The 21,887-nt window shown below is 69.6% G+C and carries 21 protein-coding genes; 19 read left to right on the plus strand and 2 right to left on the minus strand.

Going from position 1 to position 21,887, the window contains the following annotated elements; translation table 11 throughout:
* Positions 1 to 3: 3 nt before the first annotated feature.
* On the plus strand, positions 4 to 1,101 hold the full coding sequence (gene zapE / locus A4W93_RS12895; RefSeq protein ID WP_085750986.1) for a cell division protein ZapE: 1,098 nt from the start codon (positions 4 to 6) through the stop codon (positions 1,099 to 1,101).
* A gap of 18 nt (positions 1,102 to 1,119) precedes the next feature.
* Here zapE and A4W93_RS12900 read toward each other — a convergent pair whose 3' ends face one another.
* Positions 1,120 to 1,884, minus strand: coding sequence for a PP2C family protein-serine/threonine phosphatase (locus A4W93_RS12900; protein ID WP_085750987.1), 765 nt, complete (start codon positions 1,882 to 1,884; stop codon positions 1,120 to 1,122).
* Between the two features lie 50 nt (positions 1,885 to 1,934).
* On the opposite strand from A4W93_RS12900, the gene A4W93_RS12905 reads away from it, so the two are divergent.
* Entirely contained in the window at positions 1,935 to 2,138 is a 204-nt protein-coding gene (locus tag A4W93_RS12905) for a YdcH family protein (protein ID WP_085750988.1), read from the plus strand.
* Positions 2,135 to 4,114, plus strand: coding sequence for a DNA repair helicase YoaA (locus A4W93_RS12910; protein ID WP_085750989.1), 1,980 nt, complete (start codon positions 2,135 to 2,137; stop codon positions 4,112 to 4,114). Before A4W93_RS12905 ends, A4W93_RS12910 begins: the two co-directional genes overlap by 4 nt.
* A 64-nt stretch (positions 4,115 to 4,178) precedes the next feature.
* Here A4W93_RS12910 and A4W93_RS12915 read toward each other — a convergent pair whose 3' ends face one another.
* Positions 4,179 to 4,991, minus strand: a complete 813-nt coding sequence (locus A4W93_RS12915) for an outer membrane protein assembly factor BamD (protein ID WP_099960058.1) — start codon at positions 4,989 to 4,991, stop codon at positions 4,179 to 4,181.
* A gap of 54 nt (positions 4,992 to 5,045) precedes the next feature.
* Between A4W93_RS12915 and A4W93_RS12920 the strand changes: the two genes are divergently transcribed.
* The 16 genes from A4W93_RS12920 (at position 5,046) to A4W93_RS12995 (ending at position 21,652) form a co-directional block, all read left to right on the plus strand.
* Complete coding sequence (locus A4W93_RS12920) at positions 5,046 to 6,068, plus strand: RluA family pseudouridine synthase (RefSeq protein WP_085750991.1); 1,023 nt, start codon at positions 5,046 to 5,048, stop codon at positions 6,066 to 6,068.
* A gap of 425 nt (positions 6,069 to 6,493) precedes the next feature.
* Positions 6,494 to 7,378 (plus strand): SMC-Scp complex subunit ScpB, encoded by an 885-nt coding sequence (gene scpB, locus A4W93_RS12925; protein WP_085750992.1) that lies wholly within the window; start codon positions 6,494 to 6,496, stop codon positions 7,376 to 7,378.
* The gene (locus A4W93_RS30615; protein ID WP_085750993.1) at positions 7,375 to 9,555 is read left to right on the plus strand and encodes a pseudouridine synthase; all 2,181 of its coding nucleotides are present in this window, start codon (positions 7,375 to 7,377) and stop codon (positions 9,553 to 9,555) included. The genes scpB and A4W93_RS30615 overlap by 4 nt, the downstream gene beginning before the upstream one ends.
* A 16-nt stretch (positions 9,556 to 9,571) precedes the next feature.
* Positions 9,572 to 9,997 carry a nucleoside-diphosphate kinase gene (gene ndk / locus A4W93_RS12935; protein WP_085750994.1) on the plus strand — a complete coding sequence of 142 codons (426 nt, stop codon included), beginning with the start codon at positions 9,572 to 9,574 and terminating at the stop codon, positions 9,995 to 9,997.
* 61 nt (positions 9,998 to 10,058) lie between these two features.
* Positions 10,059 to 11,219 carry a dual-specificity RNA methyltransferase RlmN gene (rlmN, locus tag A4W93_RS12940; protein WP_085750995.1) on the plus strand — a complete coding sequence of 387 codons (1,161 nt, stop codon included), beginning with the start codon at positions 10,059 to 10,061 and terminating at the stop codon, positions 11,217 to 11,219.
* The gene (pilW, locus tag A4W93_RS12945) at positions 11,216 to 12,064 is read left to right on the plus strand and encodes a type IV pilus biogenesis/stability protein PilW (protein ID WP_085750996.1); all 849 of its coding nucleotides are present in this window, start codon (positions 11,216 to 11,218) and stop codon (positions 12,062 to 12,064) included. Before rlmN ends, pilW begins: the two co-directional genes overlap by 4 nt.
* Entirely contained in the window at positions 12,057 to 13,010 is a 954-nt protein-coding gene (locus A4W93_RS12950) for a helix-turn-helix domain-containing protein (protein ID WP_085750997.1), read from the plus strand. The genes pilW and A4W93_RS12950 overlap by 8 nt, the downstream gene beginning before the upstream one ends.
* 42 nt (positions 13,011 to 13,052) lie before the next feature.
* Entirely contained in the window at positions 13,053 to 14,351 is a 1,299-nt protein-coding gene (gene ispG / locus A4W93_RS12955) for a flavodoxin-dependent (E)-4-hydroxy-3-methylbut-2-enyl-diphosphate synthase (RefSeq protein WP_085750998.1), read from the plus strand.
* 81 nt (positions 14,352 to 14,432) lie between these two features.
* On the plus strand, positions 14,433 to 15,104 hold the full coding sequence (locus A4W93_RS12960) for a YfgM family protein (RefSeq protein ID WP_085750999.1): 672 nt from the start codon (positions 14,433 to 14,435) through the stop codon (positions 15,102 to 15,104).
* Entirely contained in the window at positions 15,101 to 16,228 is a 1,128-nt protein-coding gene (gene bamB / locus A4W93_RS12965; protein WP_085751000.1) for an outer membrane protein assembly factor BamB, read from the plus strand. The genes A4W93_RS12960 and bamB overlap by 4 nt, the downstream gene beginning before the upstream one ends.
* A 16-nt stretch (positions 16,229 to 16,244) precedes the next feature.
* Positions 16,245 to 17,582 carry a ribosome biogenesis GTPase Der gene (der, locus tag A4W93_RS12970; protein WP_085751001.1) on the plus strand — a complete coding sequence of 446 codons (1,338 nt, stop codon included), beginning with the start codon at positions 16,245 to 16,247 and terminating at the stop codon, positions 17,580 to 17,582.
* A gap of 97 nt (positions 17,583 to 17,679) precedes the next feature.
* Positions 17,680 to 17,922, plus strand: a complete 243-nt coding sequence (gene hfq, locus A4W93_RS12975; RefSeq protein ID WP_056655222.1) for an RNA chaperone Hfq — start codon at positions 17,680 to 17,682, stop codon at positions 17,920 to 17,922.
* A 34-nt stretch (positions 17,923 to 17,956) separates the two neighbouring features.
* On the plus strand, positions 17,957 to 19,201 hold the full coding sequence (hflX, locus tag A4W93_RS12980) for a GTPase HflX (RefSeq protein ID WP_407081708.1): 1,245 nt from the start codon (positions 17,957 to 17,959) through the stop codon (positions 19,199 to 19,201).
* A gap of 53 nt (positions 19,202 to 19,254) precedes the next feature.
* Positions 19,255 to 20,532: an FtsH protease activity modulator HflK gene (gene hflK / locus A4W93_RS12985; protein WP_320409219.1), complete on the plus strand. Its 1,278-nt coding sequence runs from the start codon at positions 19,255 to 19,257 to the stop codon at positions 20,530 to 20,532.
* A 21-nt stretch (positions 20,533 to 20,553) separates the two neighbouring features.
* The gene (hflC, locus tag A4W93_RS12990) at positions 20,554 to 21,429 is read left to right on the plus strand and encodes a protease modulator HflC (protein ID WP_085751003.1); all 876 of its coding nucleotides are present in this window, start codon (positions 20,554 to 20,556) and stop codon (positions 21,427 to 21,429) included.
* A gap of 22 nt (positions 21,430 to 21,451) precedes the next feature.
* Complete coding sequence (locus A4W93_RS12995) at positions 21,452 to 21,652, plus strand: DUF2065 domain-containing protein (RefSeq protein WP_085751004.1); 201 nt, start codon at positions 21,452 to 21,454, stop codon at positions 21,650 to 21,652.
* Positions 21,653 to 21,887: the final 235 nt, after the last annotated feature.

Here is a 21,887-nt window from a genome sequence, read left to right on the forward strand (position 1 = left end):
GAGGTGGGAGTTCGCGACCTCTACGCGCAGACGCTCGCTGAAAAGGGCTTCAAGGCGGACCCCGCGCAACTGCGCGCGGTGGACGCCCTGGAGCGCTGCGAGAACGAGTGGCTCGACTACAAGGCCCGGCGCAGCAATGCGCTGACCAAGATGTTGCGCCACCCGCCCATTCCGCGTGGCGTCTACATGCACGGCGGGGTGGGGCGGGGCAAGAGCTTCCTGATGGACTGCTTCTTCACGTCCGTCCCGCTCACCCGCAAGACCCGCCTGCACTTCCACGAGTTCATGCGCGAGGTGCACCGCGAACTGGGCGAGCTCCAGGGCGTGGTGAACCCGCTGCACGAACTGGGGCGGCGCATCTCGCGCCGCTACCGCCTCATCTGCTTCGACGAGTTCCACGTCGCCGACGTGACCGACGCGATGATCCTGCACCGCCTGCTCGAATCGCTGTTCGAGCACCGCGTGAGCATCGTGACCACGTCGAACTTCAAGCCCGACGACCTGTACCCGAACGGGCTGCACCGTGACCGCATCCTGCCCGCCATCGCGCTCCTGAAGGAGAAGATGGAGGTGCTGAGCGTCGACAACGGCACCGACTACCGCCAGCGTTCGCTGGAGCAGCTGGACCTGTACCACACGCCCCTCGACGACAAGGCCGACAAGGCGATGACCGAGGCGTTCGAGCGCCTGGCCGAGGCGCGGGACGAGGAGCCGGTGCTGCACATCGAGCACCGCGAGATCCGTGCGCGCCGCAAGGCGGGCGGGGTGGTGTGGTTCGACTTCGCCGAGCTGTGCGGCGGCCCGCGTTCCCAGAACGACTACCTCGAGATCGCCTCGCAGTTCCACACCGTGCTGCTGTCGAACGTGCCCTACATGCCGGTGCGGCTCGCCTCGCAGGCGCGGCGCTTCACGTGGTTGGTGGACGTGCTGTACGACCGTCGCGTGAAGCTGATCATGTCGGCCGAGGTGCCGGCCGAGGACCTCTACACCGACGGGCCGCTGGCCCACGAGTTCCCGCGCACGGTGTCGCGCCTCAACGAGATGCGCTCCGCCGAGTTCCTGGCGCTGGCGCGCCGGGACGTCGACACGTCGCTGACCTGAGCGGTCAGCGGCCCATCTTCAGCTGAGTGCTTCGATGCGCACCAGGGCCAGCGACAGGTTGTCGCCGGCGCCCCGGGCGCGCTGGCGCGCCTTGCTGACCAGCATCTCGCTGGCTTCGCGCGGGGGCAGGGTGTGCACGATGGCGCCCAGCTCCTTCGGCGTGAAGTAGTGCCACAGGCCGTCGCTGCAGGCCAACAGGGAGTCGCCGATTTCCAGGCGGTCGATGTGGTGCAGCGTGAGCGGCGGGTCCTGGAAGGTGCCCAGGCAGCCGGTCAGCAGGTTCGACTGCGGGTGGTTGTTGGCCTCTTCCTCGGCGATCTGGCCTTCGTCGACCAGGCGCTGCACGAAGGAGTGGTCCACCGTGCGCTTCACGAGGTCGGGGCCGCGGAAGTGGTAGACCCGCGAGTCGCCGGCGTGGATGATGTCGCATTGCCGCGACGGGCTGATCAGGTAGGCCGTGACGGTGCTGTGGGGCTCTTCCTCGGCCGTGATGGCGGTGAGCTTGATCATCAGGTGCGCCTCGAGCACGAGCTGCTTGAGCAGCTCGGCAGGGTCGTCCTGGTTGGCGCCGTGGCGCTCGAACAGCTGCCGCGCGGTGAGGATCACCTGGTCGGCGGCCTTGCGGCCACCGCTCTTGCCCCCCATGCCGTCGGCGAGTACCGCCAAGGCGCACCCGGGGACCCGGTGGTGGGCCAGGATTTCCACCTGGTCTTGCTGGTAGGCTCGGTCGCCCCGGTGGATGCCGGTGGCTGCGGACAAACGGTAACCCGGGGAGGTGCTCATGGTGGAAAACTATAATCGCTTTGCCTTGATGCCAACACACTGCCGCCGTGATGGATGACAACCTCCACTCTCCCGAGCGGCGACTGATCGAACTCCGGATCGAACACGCCGACCTCGACAGCCTGATCGACCAGGTTGGCCAGTCGAGCCCGCTCGACGACCTGGCGCTGCGGCGCCTGAAGAAGCGCCGCCTGGTCCTGCGCGATGAAATCGCGCGCCTGCGCGCCGAACTCGAACCGCCCGAACCGGCATGACCAGTCCCCTCCGCGAGGCCGTCGCCCAGGCGTTCGCGGCGGGCGGCGAGCTGTCCGAAGCCGACCCCCGCTACACCGAACGCGACGTCCAGCAGCTCATGGCCGACCACGTGGCGCTGGCCATCGACGAGCAGCGCGCGCTGGTCGCCGAGGCGGGCACCGGGGTCGGCAAGACCTTCGCGTACCTCGTGCCCACGCTGCTGTCGGGCAAGCGGGCGCTCGTGAGCACCGCCACGAAAAGCCTGCAGGACCAGCTGTTCCTGCGCGACCTGCCGCGCCTGTGCGAGTCGCTGAACCTGCCCACCACGCTCGCACTGCTGAAGGGCCGCGGCAGCTACCTGTGCCTGCACCGCATGCGCGTCGCGCGCGAGTCGGCCCAGCTGCCCGACCGCTGGGCGGTGCGCACGCTCGCGAAGATCGAGACCTGGGCGCAGGGCACCCGCACCGGCGACCTGGCCGAACTCGACGGGCTCGACGAGCGGTCCCCCGTGATCCCGCTCGTCACGTCCTCGCGCGACAACTGCCTCGGCAGCGAGTGCCCCGACTACCGCCAGTGCCACGTGATGAAGGCGCGCCGCGAGGCGATGGCCGCCGACGTGGTGGTGGTGAACCACCACCTGTTCTTCGCCGACATGGCGCTGCGCGACACCGGCATGGCCGAGCTGCTGCCGAGCGTCGAGGTGGCCGTGTTCGACGAGGCGCACCAGCTCTCCGAAGCCGGCGTGCAGTTCCTCGGCACCACGCTCGGCACCGCGCAGGTGATCGACTTCGCGCGCGACCTGCTGGGCGCCGGGCTGCAGCATGCGCGCGGCCTCGTCCCGTGGCAGGAGCTGGCCGCCGCCTGCGACCACGCCGCGCGCGACCTGCGCCTGGCCGCGGCCGGGCGGCTGCGCGAGGTGCGGGGCACGCTGAAGCTGCGCTGGGACGAACGTTCCGCGAACGCCGACTTCCTCGCCGCGCTCAACGCGGTGGGCGAGGCCTGCACCGCGGCGCGCAAGGGCATCGACCAAGTCAGCGAGACGGCTGCCGACTTCCCGAAACTCGCCGAACGCGCGATGCACTTCGTGCACCAGACCGAACTCTTCGCCGCGCCGTGCACGCCGGGCCGCGTGCGCTGGATCGACCTCACGCCCCACCAGGCGCGGCTCGTCGAATCGCCGCTCGACGTGCGCGAGGCGCTGCGCGAGCAGATGGAGCTCGCGAACAAGGCCTGGATCTTCACGTCGGCCACGCTGGGCGACGACGCGCGCCTCAGCTGGTTCACCGAATCGGCCGGGCTCGACGACGCCGACACGTTGCGGGTGGGCAGCCCCTTCGACTACCCGGCTCACGCGCGGCTCTACGTTCCGAACGCGTTCCCGAAGCCCAACGAGCCGGGCCACCCCGCGGCCGTGGCCGCGCTGGCCGCGCGCTGCGCGCGGGCACTCGGCGGGCGCACCTTCGTGCTGACCACCACGCTGCGCGCGCTGCAGACCATCGGCGAGGGCCTGCGTGCAGCCTTCGACGCCGAGGGCGACTCGATCCAGGTGCTGCTGCAGGGCAGTGCGCCCAAGCGCCAGTTGCTTCAGCAGTTCCTCGCGCAGCCGCGGTCGGTGCTCGTGGGCTCGCAGAGCTTCTGGGAGGGCATCGACGTGCCCGGCGACGCGCTGCAGTGCGTGATGATCGACAAGCTGCCGTTCCCGCCGCCGAACGATCCGCTCGTCGAGGCGCGGGTCAAGCGGCTCGAGAACGAAGGGCGCAACCCGTTCTCCGACTACTTCGTGGCCGAGGCCGCGGTGTCGCTGAAGCAGGGCGCCGGAAGGCTGATCCGCAGCGAGACCGACCGCGGCCTGCTGGTGGTGTGCGACCCGCGCATGGCGGGCATGAACTACGGCCGGCGCCTGCGCGAGGCCCTGCCACCGATGACCCGCGTGGCCACCGAGGCCGAGGCCCTCGGGTGGCTGGCCGAGCTGTCGGCCGAAACCCTGCCGTTCTGACGCGGAAACGAAAACGCGGCCGGAGGGCCGCGTGGTTCCCGGAGGGGCATCGAGGCCCCGGGGATCACTGCACCTTGGCGGGCGCCGGCGCCGGCAGCTGCGCGAGGTAGGTGCTGTTCGGGAAGTTCTGGCGCAGCACGCGGGCGGCGTCGTCGCGCAGTTCCACGAGTCCCAGGCGGTCGTAGCTCTGGGCCATCAGCGACAGGGCTTCCTCGGTGGACGGCGAGGTCTGGAACTCCTGGATGGCCTGCTGCGCGCGGTTCGCCGCGGCGATGTAGGCCGAGCGGCGGAAGTAGTAGCGCGCCACGTGCACTTCGTAGGCGGCCAGCGAGTTCACGATGTAGCGCATGCGCACGACGGCGTCGTCGGCGTACTTCGATTGCGGGAACTGCTCGACGAGCTGCTTGAACGACTGGTACGAGTCGCGCGAGGCCTGCTGGTCGCGTTCGGAGAGGTCCTGTTTCGCGAGGCGCCCGAACAGCCCGAGGTTGTCGTTGAAGTTGATGACGCCCTGCAGGTACAGTGCGTAGTCGAACGCGGGGCTCGTGGGGTGCAGCTTCATGAAGCGCTCCACCACCGACAGGGCCTGTGCCTTTTCGCCGGTGCGGTAGAGCAGGTAGGCCCGCTCCAGCTGGGCCTGCTGCCCGAGCAGCGTGCCCGAAGCGCGACCTTCGAGCCGCTCGTAGAGCTTGATGGCGCGTTCGAACGAACCCGCTTCCACCTCGTCGCGGGCCTCTGCATACAATTTCTCGGTGCTCATGCCGGCGGTGTCGTCGGCGGGCGTCGAGCCGCAGGCCACCAGCACACTCGCGGTCAGTGCAACGGCGGCGATGCGCCAGAGGCGGGACGGGTGGCCAGGGCGGGAAATCCGGATCATCAGCATGTGGCGCCGCAACAGGCGCGTCCGTCAGAAGAGAAGAGCGACGATTATATGGTTCACCCCGTGACGCAGCCCGAGGCCCAGGGCCTTCCCGAAGCCGAGGACGACGCGGTCGACACACCTTCGGGCGAGCCGCACGAGCGGCGCAGCGTGCTGCTGGGCCGCGAGTTCCATGGCGGCCGCCTCGACAAGGCCGTCGTGTCGATGGCGCCCGAGTTCTCGCGCAACTACCTGCAGACCCTCATCGAGCAGGGGCATGTGCAGTTGAACGGCCGGGTCGTCGACAAGCCCTCGGGCAAGGTGCAGGCCGGCCAGGAGGTCATCCTCGAGATCGTGCCCACGCCCGAGAGCCGCGCGTTCCGTGCCGAGCCCATCGCGCTGCCCATCGTGTTCGAGGACGAGCACCTGATGGTGATCGACAAGCCCCCCGGCATGGTGGTGCACCCGGCTGCGGGCAACTGGTCGGGCACGCTGCTGAACGGCGTGCTGCACCACCACCCGGCCGCCGCCACGCTGCCGCGCGCGGGCATCGTGCACCGCCTCGACAAGGACACCTCGGGCCTGATGGTGGTGGGCAAGACCCTCGCGGCCGTGACGGCGCTCGTGCGGGCCATCGCTGCGCGCGACGTGCACCGCGAGTACATCGCGATCGCCAATGGCGCCGTGCGCGGCGAGCCCTTCACGGTCGACGCGCCGCTCGGCCGCGACCCGCAGTCGCGGGTGCGCATGGCCGTGCTGTCGCAGGGGCGGCCCGCGCGCACGGACGTGACGCCGCTCGCGGTGCTCGAGCCCGGCGACGGCCCGGCGCTGTCCGCGGTGCGCTGCAAGCTGCACACGGGCCGCACGCACCAGATCCGCGTGCACCTGGCATCCCGCGGCCATCCGCTGGTGTCCGATGCGCTCTACGGAGGCCGTCCCGCGCTCGGCCTCGCGCGGCAGGCCCTGCATGCGGCCCGGCTCGGCTTCGCTCACCCCGACCATGGCGACTGGGTGTGGTTCGACGCGCCGCCGCCCGCCGACCTCGCGGCAGCCTGGGAAACGGTGCTCGGCGGGGTCTCCGCGACAGACTCGTGAAAGCCCGGATGTGGTCCTTCCGCACGGGGCCGCCCATTGCCTGTAGAATGTCACCAGACCGGCCCCAGGGCGCACACGGATGTCGTGTGCCGACAGCATCACTGCCCGAGGCGTCGATCGTGCCGCCGAGGATGGATTCCGGGCACGAGATGTGGAACCCGCGGCGACCCCTGCGGTAACTCCTGCTGGCAAGCCAGCCAACGAAACTGAAAGACCGGCGGATGGGGTTCATCCGCCAACAGTGGTCCGCGCCGTCCGGTTCGCCGGGGCTCGTGCCGCCGCGACACCTTCGACCGTCCACGGCCCCGGTCCGCGAACCGGGTGCCAGGTCAGCAGTCAACCGCTGAAATCGAACGCTGCTTTGAAAGCAACCACCCCCGTTCCAGCCAGCCGGATCGCCCGGCCGAGAACCAGTACGAACGCCCATGAACACACAGGATGCAAAGCGCGTCCTTGAAACCGCGCTCATCTGCGCGCAGCAGCCCCTCCCGCTGAGGGACATGCGCACGCTGTTTGCCGACGAACTCGGCGCCGACACCCTGCGAAACCTGCTCGACGAACTCACGCGCGACTGGTCCGACCGGGGCGTGGAACTGGTGGCCCTGTCCACCGGCTGGCGCTTCCAGAGCCGGCCGGAGATGCGCGACTACCTCGACCGGCTCAATCCCGAGAAGCCCCCGAAGTACTCGCGGGCCGTGATGGAAACGCTGGCGATCATGGCGTACCGGCAGCCCGTGACCCGGGGCGACATCGAAGACATCCGCGGTGTCACCGTCAGCTCGCAGATCATCAAGCAGCTCGAGGACCGCGGCTGGATCGAGGCCATCGGGTACCGCGAGGCCCCGGGCCGGCCGGCGCTGTACGCCACCACCCGGCAGTTCCTCGACGACCTGGGCCTCGCGAGCCTCGAGCAGCTGCCGGCCCTCGACACGGCCGCGTTCGGCGCGGCGGCGGCCCTGGTCGAGGCCGAGGACCAGGCCTCGCTGATCGAGGCGCAGGCCTCCCTGGTGCTCGACGGCGGTGAAGCGCCGGCGGAGGCGCTGCCGGCCGTGACGCCGGACGAGGCCGAGCCGGCCGCCGTGGAGGTGGCCGCCGAGGCCACCGCCGAGCAGCCGGCCGAGACTGCCACCGAACTCCCGGCCGAAGTCGCTCCCGAGGCACCGGCCCTCGAAGAAGAATCCGTCCCGTCGTCCGCCGAAGCGGCTTCCGGCGACACCCCCTCCCGCGGCGAGCGCAGCGCGCCGTCCTCCAACTCTCCTCTCGATTCCGAGCCTGCGGCCGATGCCGCCCCGATGGACCCCGAAGCATGAAACAACCCGAAGACACCACGGCGACCGCGCCGGACGCCCACACCGAGGTGCCGGCCGCCGACGCGAAACCGGTCCGCAAGCGCCGCACCACGAAGGCCGCGGCGGCTGCGGCGGAGGGGGCTGCCCCGGCCGTGGCCGAGGTGACCGCTCCGGCTCCTGAAGCGGATGCGGGCGCGGAGGCTGCCGAAGCCAAGCCCGCGCGCAAGCGCCGTGCCCCGGCCAAGAAGGCGGCCGTGGCGGACGAGGCTGCGGTGTCCGAGGTCCCGGCCGAGGCCGCGCCTGTCGAGGCGCCGGCTCCCGCGCCGGCCCCGGCCGTGGCGTCTGCGCCCCGGGTCGAGGCGCAGCCCGCTGCCGCCGAGGCCTCCGCCCCGGCCGATGGCGAAGGCGATGCGTCCGAAGCGCGGGCCGAAGGGGAGGGCGAGGGCGAGGGTGAAGGCCGTTCGGGCCGCAACCGCCGCCGCAACCGCAAGGACCGCAACCGTGGCGAGGCCCGGGAAGGCGGCGAACCGCGCGCCGACGTCGCGAACCTCGTCGCGCCGGCCGCGCTGGAGGCGGGCGAGGTGTTCGCCCAGGTGCTGTCGGGCGACTTCGACGTCGAGCCGGAGGGTGAGGCGCCCGAGGCCGCGGCCGAGGGCGACGACACCGCCGCCGAGGAGGTGGCCGATGCTGCTGCCGAAGGCGAGGAAGAGGCTCCCGGCGCGCCGAAGCGCGTGCTGCAGCCCGACGCCGATGCACCGAAGCTGCACAAGGTGCTGGCCCAGGCCGGCATCGGTTCGCGCCGCGACATGGAGGAGCTGATCCTCGACGGCCAGATCACCGTCAACGGCGAGCCGGCCCACATCGGCCAGCGCATCTCGTTCGGCGATCGCATCCAGGTCAAGGGCAAGCCGGTGCGCGTGCGCATCGTGCCGCCGCCGCCGCGCATCATCGCGTACCACAAGCCGGTGGGCGAGGTCGTCACGCACGACGACCCCGAGCATCGCCCCACCGTCTTCCGCCGCCTGCCGCGCCTGCAGCAGGGCAAGTGGCAGTCGGTCGGCCGACTCGACCTGAACACCGAAGGACTGTTGCTCTTCACGAACTCGGGCGAGCTGGCGAACCAGCTGATGCACCCGCGCTTCGGCGTCGAGCGCGAGTACGCCGTGCGCGTGCTCGGCACGCTCGAGCCGCACGCGAAGGCCAAGCTGCTCGAGGGCGTCCAGATCGACGGCCAGGCCGCGGCCTTCAAGTCCATCGAGGACGGCGGCGGCGAGGGCGCGAACCACTGGTACCGCGTCGTCATCACCGAAGGCCGCAACCGCGAGGTGCGCAAGCTGTTCGACGCGGTGGGCCTCACGGTCAGCCGCCTGATCCGCATCCGCTATGGCACCGTCGTGCTGCCGCGCGGCCTCAAGCGCGGCGTGTGGGTCGACCTGAGCGACAACGACGTCAAGACCATCCGCCGCCTGGCCGGTGGCAACGACGGCCAGCAACAGCAGCAGCGCGGCGAAGGGCGTGGCAACGGCCAGCCTCAGCAGCAGCGTGGCAACGAGCAGCGCCAGGGCAGTGCCCAGAACCGCAACGATCGCAACGACCGCAATGTCCGGGGCGGCAACAACCAGAACAACCGCGGTGATCGCAACGACCGGGGCCCGCGTGGCAACCGGGGCAACGGCCCGCAGCAGAACCCGATCCCGGCACAGGTGCGCGAGCCCCGTGCCGAGCGGGATTACGACGACGACGACCTCGACTTCGACCCGAGCAAGATCCCCAACCCGCTCGAGCAGACCTTCGACAAGCGCTTCGTGCAGGGCAAGTCGCGCGGTCCGGTGGGCGGCGCGGGCTTCGGCCGGGGCGGTGGCGGCTTCGGCGCGGGTGGCAGCGCGCCGCCGCGCGCGCCCCAGCAGAAGAAGGGCGGCCCGAAGGAGCCCGATCCCCTGCAGACCTCCATGGGCTACCTGGGCGCCGACGCGTACCATGGCCGCAAGGGCGGCGGTGGCCGCGGCGGAAACCGGGGGGGGGTGGCGGGGGTGGCTACGGCGGCGGTGGCGGTGGTGGCAACCGGGGCGGTGGTGGCGGTGGTCGCCGCGGCCGCTGAAACGGTTCGGAAACCCCCCGTTTTTGAAGATTCGCCGGCGTTCCGACATCAGGGAACCCGGCTTCACGAGCTAGAATCCAAGGCTTTGCCAAGTGCTTGATTCAGGAGAAAAAATCATGGCCATCGAACGCACCCTTTCCATCATCAAACCCGACGCCGTCGCCAAGAACGTGGTCGGCCAGATCCTGTCGCGCTTCGAAGGCGCCGGTCTGAAGATCGTGGCCACCCGCATGGCCCACCTGTCGCGCAACGAAGCCGAAGCCTTCTACGGCGTGCACAAGGCCCGTCCGTTCTTCAAGGACCTGGTTGACTTCATGATCTCCGGCCCGGTCGTGATCTCGGTGCTGGAAGGCGAAGGCGCCATCCTCAAGAACCGTGACCTGATGGGCGCCACGGACCCGAAGAAGGCCGAGAAGGGCACCATCCGCGCCGACTTCGCCGACAGCATCGACGCGAACGCCGTGCACGGTTCCGACGCCGCCGAAACGGCCGCCGTCGAAATCGCGTTCTTCTTCCCGTCCTCCAACGTCTTCAGCCGCTGATGCGGTTGGCCTTGCGCCGGGCAGCGGCGTCGACCCCGCCCCGCGCAAGGACTGCGACACCATGACTCCGGCCAACCTCCTCGAATACGACCTCGACGGTCTGGCCGCGTACTGCGAGAAACTCGGCGAGAAGCGCTTCCGCGCGACCCAGCTGTTCCGCTGGATCCACCAGAAGGGCGCCGCCGATTTTTCCGCCATGTCCGACCTGGCGAAATCGCTGCGCGACAAGCTCGCGGGCATCGCCGAGATCCGCCCGCTCGAGATCATCAGCGAGCAGGCCTCCACCGACGGCACCATCAAGTGGCTGTTCGACGTGGGCGGCGGCAATGCCGTCGAAACCGTGTTCATCCCCGAGACCGACCGCGGCACGCTGTGCGTGTCCTCGCAGGCGGGCTGCGCCGTGGGCTGCCGCTTCTGCTCGACGGGGCACCAGGGCTTCAGCCGCAATCTCACCACCGGCGAGATCATCGCCCAGCTGTGGTTCGCCGAGCACCACCTGCGCCGCCGCCTGGGCCTGGCCGCCGGTGAACGCGCCATCACGAACGTGGTGATGATGGGCATGGGCGAGCCGCTGCAGAACTACAACGCCCTCGTGCCGGCGCTGCGCATGATGCTCGACGACCACGGGTACGGGCTCTCGCGCCGCCGTGTCACCGTCTCCACGTCCGGCGTGGTTCCGATGATCGACCGGCTGCGTGTCGACTGCCCGGTGGCGCTCGCCGTTTCGCTGCACGCGCCGGTGGACCCGCTGCGCGACGACCTCGTGCCGCTCAACCGCAAGTACCCCATCGCCGAGCTGCTGGAAGCCTGCGAGCGCTACCTCGAGGCGGCCCCGCGCGACTTCATCACCTTCGAGTACTGCATGCTCGACGGTGTCAATGACCTGCCCGAACACGCCCGGGCGCTGGTGAAGATCAGCCAGCAGGTGTCGTGCAAGTTCAACCTCATCCCGTTCAATCCGTTCCCCGAGTCCGGCCTGAAGCGGTCGCCGCGCGAGCGCGTCAGCGCCTTCGCACAGGTGCTGCTCGATGCCGGCGTGGTCACCACCGTGCGCAAGACCCGCGGCGACGACATCGACGCCGCCTGTGGCCAGCTGGCCGGCGAGGTTCAGGACCGCACCAACGCCGCCAAGCGCATGACCCGCGCCCCCATCCGCGTGCACCGCTCGCCGAGCGATGCCGATCCCGCTCCCTTCACACCCCCCGAGGAAAATCGCCCATGACCCGTGAGCGCCTGAGGTCGTTCTGTCTCGTTGCCGGGTGGGTGTCGGCGCTTCTGCTGGTTTCGGGCTGTGTGAACGTACCGGACCCCAATCGGGCGGCTCCGAATCCCGAGGCTGCACCGTCGTTCGACTCCCGCGATGCCAAGGCGCCGGTGAACGAAGACACCGCCCGCACGCGTCGCGCGCGGGCGCGGCTCGAGCTGGCTGCGGCGTACTTCCAGCGGGGGCAGTCGGACATCGCGCTCGAGGAGGTCAAGCAGTCGATCCAGGCCGACCCGAACAGCCCGGAGGCCTACAACCTGCGCGGCCTGATCTACTCGGGCATGGGTGACGACGCCCAGGCGGAGGAGAGCTTCCGCCGCGCCCAGGTGCTCAACCCGCGCGACCCCGACACCATGCACAACTACGGCTGGTTCCTGTGCCAGCGCCGGCGCTTCGACGAGGCGGCGGCCCAGTTCAACCAGGCGCTGGCGATTCCGCAGTACGCCGGCGTGCCGCGCACGCTGCTCACGTCCGGCATCTGCGAATGGCGCGCCGGCCACCTCGACACGGCCGAGGCCACGCTGAAGCGGGCCTACGACGCCGCCCCGTCCAACCCGGTCATCGGGATCAACCTGGCGGAAGTGCTCTACCAGCGTGGCGACTACGAACGTGCCCGCTTCTACATCCGGCGCGTCAACCAGTCCGAAGAAACCTCGAATGCGCAGAGCCTGTGGCTCGGCGCCCGCACCGAAATGAAACTCGGCAACCAGCAAGGCGCGAACGAGCTCGGCCTCCAACTGCGCAACCGCTTCCCGAAGTCGCGTGAATCGCTGTCTTTCGACAGGGGCAGCTTCAATGAGTGAGTCCCTGGACCGCAACGACGCGCCGCCCGCAGCGACCCCGCCGGCCGCGCCGCTGACGGCGGGCGGCCTGCTGCGCCAGGCCCGCCAGGCCCGCGGCATGCACATCGCCGCGCTCGCCAACGCGATGAAGGTCACGCCGCAGAAGCTCGAGGCGCTCGAGTCCGACCGCTTCGACGAACTGCCCGGGGCCACGTTCACCCGCGCGCTCGCGCAGACGGTGTGCCGCACGCTCAAGATCGATGCCGCGCCGGTGCTCGCGCTGCTGCCGTCCGTGAACGGGCAGGGTCTCGAGCAGATGAGCCGCGGCCTGAACGAACCTTTCCGCGACCGCCCGGGCCGCCAGCCGCCCACCGAGTACCTGTCGTTCCTGAAGAACCCGGTGCGCCTCGGCGCCATCGCGCTCGTGGTGCTCGCCGTCGCGGTGTACCTGCTGCCCGCGGGCTGGGTGTCCGAACACCTGCGGCTGCCGAGCATCGCCTCGGCGCCGGTGAACGGTGCCGGCCCTGCGGCGAGCGAGCCGGCGGTCTCCAACGTCGTCACCGAGACCGTGGTCGGCGTGGCCGAACCCGTGATGCCGGAAGGTGCTGCCTCCGGCGCACTCGAAACCGTGCATTCGGCCCCGGCCGAAACGGGCGCCACCGCGGAGCCCCAGCCGGCGGTGGCCGCCGCCGCCAGCTCCGCCACACCGGCCTCCGCGACCAGCGCCACCGGGGTGCTGCAGCTGCGCGCCACGTCCGAATCGTGGGTCGAGGTGCTCGACCAGCGCGGTGTCCCGCTCTTCTCGCGCATGCTGCAGCCGGGAGAAACCGTCGGCCTCGACGGGGTTTCGCCGCTGCGCGTCAAAATCGGCAACGCCGCCGCCACCGAGGTCACGTACAAGGGCAGCCGGGTCGACCTGGCGCCGGTGACCTCCCGCGGCAACGTCGCCAAACTGGAACTCAAGTAGGCCGGGCCTCCGGTCCGGCCTTCCTTCACGGCAGCACGCACCATGTCAGACGCAGCAGACTCCGCATACGACGAGTTCATCGAACCGGCCCGCCCGGTCCAGCGCCCCTCGCGGCAGGCCACCGTGCGGTGGGGCTCGCGGGTCGTCACCCTCGGCGGCGGCGCGCCGGTGCGCGTGCAGTCCATGACCAACACCGACACGGTGGACGTCATCGAGACGGCCATCCAGGTCAAGGAACTCGCGGTGGCCGGGTCGGAGATGGTGCGCATCACCGTCAACACGCCCGAGGCCGCGGCCGCCGTGCCGCACATCCGCGAGCAGCTCGACCGCATGGGCATCGACGTGCCGCTGGTGGGGGACTTCCACTACAACGGCCACCGCCTGCTGACCGACTTCCCGGCCTGTGCCGAGGCGCTGTCGAAGTACCGCATCAACCCGGGCAACGTGGGCAAGGGCGACAAGGGTGACAAGCAGTTCGCCCAGATGGTCGAGATCGCCGCGCGCCATGACAAGGCCGTGCGCATCGGCGTGAACTGGGGCAGCCTCGACCAGGAGCTCCTCGCGCGCCTGATGGACGAGAACGGCCGCCGTGCCGAGCCGTTCGAGCCGCAGCAGATCATGTACCGCGCCATCGTCACGTCGGCCCTCGAGTCGGCGAAGCGCGCGGTCGAGGTGGGCCTGAACCCGGACAACGTGATCCTGTCGTGCAAGATGTCCGCCGTGCAGGACCTGGTCACCGTGTACCGCGCGCTCGCGAAGCGCTGCGACCATTCGCTGCACCTCGGCCTCACCGAGGCGGGCATGGGCACGAAGGGCACCGTGGCCTCGGCCACCGCGCTCGCGCTGCTGCTGCAGGACGGCATCGGCGACACCATCCGCGTGTCGCTCACACCCCAGCCGGGCGAGGCCCGCACGCAGGAAGTCGTGGTCGCCCTCGAGATCCTGCAGTCGCTCGGCCTGCGCTCGTTCAACCCGAGCGTCACCGCCTGCCCGGGCTGCGGCCGCACCACCAGCACCACGTTCCAGGAGATGGCCAAGTCCATCGACGACTACCTGCGGGCCCAGATGCCCGTGTGGCGCGCGCGTTACCCCGGCGTCGAGAAGATGAAGGTGGCCGTCATGGGCTGCATCGTCAACGGCCCGGGCGAAAGCAAACACGCGGACATCGGCATCAGCCTGCCGGGCAACGGCGAGGCGCCCGCCGCCCCGGTGTTCATCGACGGCGAGAAGGCACTGACCCTCCGCGGCGACCGCATCGCCGAGGAGTTCCAGGCCCTCGTCGAAAGCTACATCGACAAGCGTTACGGAACGGCGGCCCAGCCGCAGAGTCAACCGGCCTGACCGGCGGCCGGTCCCCACGCACCGCATGGAGCCGCGTCCGCGGCTCGACGCATAATCCTGCCTTCGTCTGAAAGCACCATCATGGCCACCCAACTCGACCTCGAAGAACAAGAACAGCTCGACCAGCTCAAGGCATTCTGGAAAAAGTACGGCAATGCGATCACGTGGGTGCTGATCGCGGTGCTGGCCGCCTTCGCCGCGTACACCTTCTGGGAGAACCGCCAGCGCGAGCAGGCCGCCAAGGCCGGCGTGCTGTACGACGAACTCGACCGCGCCGCCCGTGCCGGTGACGTCGAGAAGGCCGCCCGCGTGTTCGGTGACCTGAAGTCGAATTTCCCCGGCACCGGGTTCGCCCAGCAAGGCGCGCTGCTGGCCGCCAAGGTGCAGGTCGAGAAGGCCCAGCCGGATGCCGCCGTGGCCACGCTCACCTGGGCCGCCGAGAACGCGGCCGAAGCCGAGTACAAGACCGTGGCCCGCCTGCGCCTGGCCGGCGTGCTGCTCGACCAGAAGAAGCCCGACGAAGCGCTGAAGCAGCTTGCCGGTGCCGACGCCCCGTCCTTCGCCGGCCTCGTGGCCGACCGCCGTGGGGACATCCTGGCCGCGCAAGGCAAGGCCGACGAGGCCAAGGCCGCGTACCAGCAGGCGTGGAAGGCGCTCGACGCCAAGCTCGAGTACCGCCGCCTGGTCGAAGCCAAGCTCACCGCGCTGGGCGCCGCCCCCGAGGCCGAAGAGAAGGCCAAGGCCACGTCATGACCGGACGCCTCTCCCGACACCTCCTTCCTCTCGCGCTGGCCGGTGCCGCGCTGGCCGGTTGCTCGAGCGGCCCGACCCGCCCCGATCCCACGCCGCTCGCCCAGTTCGAATCCACCCTGGTGGTGGCCGATGCCTGGAAGCAGAAGATCGGTTCGGTCAGCTTCGCGCTGGCGGTGCCGGTCAAGGACGACACCTTCACGGTGGCCAGCGACGACGGCACGGTGCTCGCGCTCAAGGCGACCACCGGCGCCCAGGTGTGGCGTGCCGACGTCGGCTCGAAGATCTCGGCGGGCGTGGGCAGCGACGGGCGTTTCGCCGCCGTCGTCACCCGTGACAACGAGTTGGTGACCGTCGACAACGGCAACGTGACCTGGCGCAAGAAGCTGCCGTCGCGTGTCGTGTCGGCGCCGCTCGTGGCCGGCGAACGCGTCTTCGTGGTGACGGTGGACCGCACCGTCCTCGCCTTCGACGTCCTCGACGGGCGCAAGCTCTGGGCCTACCAGCGCCCGAACGACCCGCTCACGCTCGCGCAGGCGAGCGTGCTGCAACCGTACCGCGACACGCTGCTGGTGGGGCAGGGCGGCAAGCTCGTCGGCCTCGATCCGCTCGCGGGCCAGGTGCGGTGGGAATCCACCGTCGCGTCGCCGCGCGGCACCAACGAGGTCGAGCGCCTCGCCGACCTCGTGGGCCCCGCCGTCCGCACCGGTGAACTGGTGTGCGTCCGCGCGTTCCAGGTCTCGGTGGGCTGCGTGAACGCCGAACGGGGCACGCTGATGTGGTCCCGCAACGCCTCGGGCAACGACGGCGTCGCCGGCGACGACCGCATGGTGATCGGTGCCGACAACATCGACCGCCTCACCGCCTGGCGCACGATCGACGGTTCCGTCGCGTGGTCGGGTGATTCGATGCTGTACCGCGGCCTGTCGGGTCCGGCCATGGCCGGCCTCGCGGTGGTCTTCGGCGACAGCGAAGGGTACGTGCACTGGTTCGGCCGCGACAGCGGCACGCCGGTGGCCCGCACGCGCACCGATGGCAGTGCCATCCACGTGACGCCGGTGCGCGCCGGCAACGTGACGCTGGTCGTCACGGAAGACGGCGGGCTGTTCGCCTTCCGTTCCGAATGACACGAGGCTGTTCCTGATGAAACCCGTCATCGCCGTGGTCGGCCGGCCCAACGTCGGCAAGTCCACGCTGTTCAACCGCATGACGAAGACGCGCGACGCCATCGTCGCGGACTTCTCCGGCCTCACCCGCGACCGCCACTACGGTGACGGCCGCCTGGGCGACCGCGAGTTCATCGTCGTCGACACCGGCGGCTTCGAGCCCGACAGCACCACCGGCATCGTCAAGGAGATGGCCAAGCAGACGCGCCAGGCCGTGGCCGAGGCCGATGCCGTCGTGTTCGTGGTCGACGTGCGTGCCGGGCTGTCGGCCCAGGACCACGACATCTCGCGCTACCTGCGCTCGGTCAACAAGCGCGTGTTCCTCGCGGTCAACAAGGCCGAGGGCATGAGCGAGTCGCCGCTGCTCGGCGAGTTCTACGAGCTGGGCATGGGCGAGCCCCATCCCATCTCGGCGGCGCACGGGCAGGGCATCCGCAGCCTGCTCGACGCGGTGCTCGCCGACTTCGACTTCGGCGACGAAGACGAGCTGGCCGACGACGTCGAGGACAAGCCCATCCGCCTGGCCGTGGCCGGCCGGCCCAACGTGGGCAAGTCCACCTTGATCAACACGTGGCTCGGCGAGGAGCGCCTGGTGGCGTTCGACATGCCGGGCACCACGCGTGACGCCATCACGGTGCCGTTCGAGCGCCATGGCCAGAAGTTCCAGCTGATCGACACGGCCGGCCTGCGCCGCAAGGGCAAGGTGTTCGAGGCGATCGAGAAGTTCTCGGTGGTCAAGACGCTGCAGGCCATCGCCGACGCCAACGTCGTGCTGCTGCTGCTCGACGCCACGCAGGGTGTGTCCGAGCAGGACGCCCACATCGCCGGCTACGTGCTGGAGAGCGGCCGCGCCGTGGTGCTGGCCGTGAACAAGTGGGACGCCATCGACGACTACCAGCGGGAAACGCTGGAGCGTTCCATCGCCCAGCGCCTCGCGTTCCTGAAGTTCGCCCCGGTGCTGCGCATCTCCGCCATCCGCCGCCAGGGCCTGGGCCCGGTGTGGCAGTCCATCGCCGATGCCCACGCCTCGGCGTTCCGCAAGATGTCCACCCCGGTGCTGACCCGCCTGCTGCACGAGGCGGTGGAGGCGCAGGCACCGAAGCGGGCGGGGGCCTTCCGTCCGAAGCTGCGCTACGCGCACCAGGGCGGCATGAACCCGCCGGTCATCGTGATCCACGGCAACTCGCTGGAACACGTGTCGTCCGTCTACAAGCGCTACCTGGAAGGCCGCTTCCGGGAACACTTCAAATTGACGGGGACGCCGCTGCGCATCGAGATGAAATCGTCGCAGAATCCCTTCACCGACAAAGACTGAGGTGCAATTGTTCAAAGTCGGCTGACGCGGCGCAGCACTGTGTTAACGTGCAGTCTCCTCCCTCTCTCCCACGTCTCTCTCAAACACGGAGCATATCGTGAGCAACAAAGGCCAACTTCTCCAAGACCCGTTCCTCAACCTTCTGCGCAAGGAACACGTGCCGGTCTCGATCTACCTCGTCAATGGCATCAAGTTGCAGGGCCACATCGAGTCGTTCGACCAATACGTCGTGCTGCTCCGGAACACCGTGACCCAGATGGTCTACAAGCACGCCATCTCCACCGTCGTGCCGGGCCGCGCGGTCAACTTCAGCACGGCGGACGCCCCTGAACAGGCCTGACGCCAGCTCGGCCTCACCCGGGAACCCTCGCACCTTGGCTGCGGTGAGCGACCTTCCTCGGGCGATCCTCGTCGGGGTCGACTTCGGCGGCAATTCGCCGTTCGACGGCACCCTCGACGAACTCGCGTTGCTGGCCGAATCGGCCGGCGACCTGCCGGTCGCCCGTGTCACGGCGCGCCGCAAGTCGCCCGATCCGGCGCTCTTCGTGGGTTCCGGCAAGGCCGACGAGATCAAGGCCCTGGTCGAAGGCCACCGCGCCGAAGCGGTGCTGTTCGACCAGGCGCTCTCGCCGGCGCAGCAGCGCAACCTCGAGCGGCACCTCGGTGTCGCCGTGGCCGACCGCACCATGCTCATCCTGGAGATCTTCGCCGCCCGGGCGCAGAGCCACGAGGGCAAGCTGCAGGTCGAACTCGCCCGGCTGCAATACCTCTCCACCCGCCTCGTGCGCCGGTGGAGCCACCTCGAACGCCAGCGTGGTGGCATCGGCAACCGCGGGGGGCCGGGTGAAGCCCAGATCGAACTCGACCGCCGCATGATCGGCGAGCGCATCAAGTCCGTGAAGGAACGCCTCGTGCGCGTGAAGAAGCAGCGCGGCACGCAACGTCGCGCGCGCGAACGCAGCGGCACGTTCCGCATCTCGCTCGTGGGCTACACGAACGCGGGCAAGTCCACGCTGTTCAACGCGCTCGTGAAGGCCAAGACCTACGCGGCCGACCAGCTCTTCGCCACGCTCGACACCACCACGCGCCAGCTCTACATCGAGGAGGCGGCCCGGTCGGTGTCGCTGTCCGACACCGTGGGGTTCATCCGCGACCTGCCGCACAAGCTGGTCGACGCCTTCGAGGCCACGCTGCAGGAGGCCGCGGACGCCGACCTGCTGCTGCACGTCGTCGACGCGTCGAGCCCGGTGCTCCAGGAGCAGATGGCCGAGGTGACACGGGTGCTCGGCGACATCGGCGCCGGCGACATCCCGCAGGTGCTCGTCTACAACAAGCTCGACAACCTCGCCGGCGACCGCCGCCCGCACGACCTGGTCGACGTGCTCGAACTCGACGCCGGCGTGCGCGTGCCGCGCGTGTTCGTCAGCGCCCTCGACGGCACCGGCCTGCCGGAGCTGCGGCGGCTGCTCGCGTCCGCTGCCGCGGGAACCTTGTCGGGGGACTTGAACTCGATGCACTCGTCCTTCAACTGGGACCCGGCGGTGAACGCACTCGCCGGGGAGACCGGCGAGGATCGCACCGGGGCGCCCCAGGACCACCACACTCAACAACCACAATGACCATGAGCCGATCCTCCTCATCGCCCGACTCCTTCACGGCCCGGACCTCCGCCGTGACGACGGCGCTTGCGGCGCTGATCGCCGGCCTCGGAGCCCATGCGCGCTGGCGCCTGGCCGGGCGCCCCCAACCCATCCTGAACAACGGCGGCAACCGTGGCGACGGCCCGCCGGACATGGAAGAGATGTGGCGTGACTTCAACCGCCGCCTGAGCGGCCTGTTCGGCGGGAAGGGCGGCGGTCCGCGTCCCACCGGCCCGAACGGCGGCGGCAACAACTTCCAGCCCGACATGCGCAACGCGGGCGTCGGCATCGGCCTGATCGCCGGCGTCGTCGTGCTGATCTGGCTCGGCAGCGGCTTCTTCATCGTGCAGGAAGGCCAGCAGGCCGTGGTGACGTCGTTCGGCAAGTACGACCACACCGCGAACGCCGGCTTCACCTGGCGCTTCCCTTACCCGTTCCAGGCGCACGAGACCGTCAACGTGACCCAGGTCCGCACCGTGGAAGTGGGGCGCAACAGCGTGGCCCAGTCCACCGGCCTGCGCGAATCGTCGATGCTCACGCAGGACGAGAACATCGTCGACATCCGCTTCACCGTGCAGTACCGCCTGAAGGACGCCCGTGCGTTCCTCTACGAGAACCGTGACCCCGAGGCCTCGGTGGTGCAGGCCGCCGAGTCGGCCGTGCGCGAGATCGTGGGCCGCAGCGTGATGGACTCGGTGCTCTACGAGCAGCGCGACGCCATCGCCGTCGACCTGATGAAGTCGCTGCAGGCGCAGCTCGACCGGCTCAACACCGGCATCCTCGTGGTCAACGTGAACGTGGGCAGCGTGCAGGCCCCCGAGCAGGTGCAGGCCGCGTTCGACGACGCCTTCAAGGCCAACGCCGACCGCGAGCGCTTCAAGAACGAAGGGCAGGCCTATGCCAACGACGTGATCCCGAAGGCCAAGGGCAGCGCCGCCCGCCTGAAGGAACAGGCCGAGGGCTACCGGTCCCGCGTGATCGCCGAGGCCGAGGGTGATGCCGAACGCTTCAACCAGGTGCTCGCCGAGTACCAGAAGGCACCGGGCGTGACCCGCGACCGCCTCTACACCGACGCCATGCGCCAGGTCTTCTCGAACGTCACGAAGGTGATGGTCGACACCAAGAGCAACTCGAACCTGCTGTACCTGCCGCTCGACAAGCTGATCGCCCAGACCGCCGGCACCACCGTGCCCGCGTCCACCGCGCCGGCCGCTCCGGCGGCGGAAACCCTGCCCAGCGCCATGGGGGGGAACACCATCGACAGCCGTTCGCGCGACAACGCGCGCAGCCGTGACCGCGAAAGCCGCTGAGCGCCCGGGAGAACAACAAACATGAATCGCATCGGTCTTATCGTCGCCAGCGCCCTGATCGCGCTGATGGTGCTGTCGTCCACCCTGTTCATCGTCGACCAGCGCCAGTTCGCCGTGATCTACGCCCTGGGCGAGATCAAGGAAGTCATCAACGAGCCCGGCCTGAAGTTCAAGCTGCCGCCGCCGGTCCAGAACGTCGTGTTCCTCGACCGCCGCGTGCAGACGCTCGACAGCCCCGAGACCCGCCCCATCTTCACCGCCGAGAAGAAGAGCCTGGTGGTCGACTGGCTCGTGAAGTGGCGCCTGATCAACCCGAAGGAATTCATCCTCAGCAACGGCGCGGCCGACATGCGGAACTTCGAGAGCCGCCTGAGCCCCATCGTGCAGGCCGCGTTCAACGAGGAAGTCACCAAGCGCACGGTGCAGGCCATGCTGGCCACCGACCGCGACGCGGTGATGCAGGGCGTGAAGAGCCGCCTGGCCGACGAGGCGAAGTCGTTCGGCATCGAGATCATCGACGTGCGCATCAAGCGCGTCGACTTCTCGGCCAACATCACCAGCGCCGTGTACCAGCGCATGGTGTCCGAACGCACCCGGGTGGCGAACGAGCAGCGCTCCACCGGCTCTGCCGAAGGTGAACGCATCCGTGCCGATGCCGACCGCCAGCGCGAGGTCATCCTGGCCGACGCCTACCGCGACGCCCAGAAGGTGATGGGTGACGGCGATGCCAAGGCGTCGGCGCTGTACGCCGAGGCCTTCGGCCGCGACGCCCAGTTCGCCCAGTTCTACCGCAGCCTGGACGCCTACAAGGCAGCCTTCCGCAGCAAGGCCGACGTGATGGTCGTCGACCCGGACACGGAATTCTTCAAGGCCATGCGCGGCGCCGGCAAGAAGTGACAGTGACACCGCGGCGCGCCTGATGGACGGATCGCTCGGCGACCTGCTCGTCGGCGCGTTCGCGCTGATGCTCGTGTGCGAAGGGCTGCTGCCCTTCGTCAACCCGGGCCTGTGGCGCCGAATCTTCGAGCGCGCCACGCAGCTGAACGACGGCCAGATCCGCTTCCTCGGGCTCGGCAGCATGATCGCCGGCCTGCTGATGCTGGCTTTCTTCCTGCACTGAGAAGCTGTGAACGAATCGGTCACACCCGCTCGTGCCGCCAGAGGGCGCCCCCTCTGCGTTGCAAATGCTCGCCGTAGCCCGGGCTACGGCTGCGCTTTGCGCCTTGATGGGCCTCCCTCTGGCGACCCGCTCGGGCGCGCCCGATTCATTCACAGCTTCTGAGGCTTCAGACCACCCGCGGCGGTCAATTTTTGCGGTCGCCCCCGCGGTGACCGGTACAATCTCGTTTTTAATC

The sequence above is a fragment of the Piscinibacter gummiphilus genome, from assembly GCF_002116905.1.
GTDB lineage: Bacteria > Pseudomonadota > Gammaproteobacteria > Burkholderiales > Burkholderiaceae_C > Rhizobacter > Rhizobacter gummiphilus.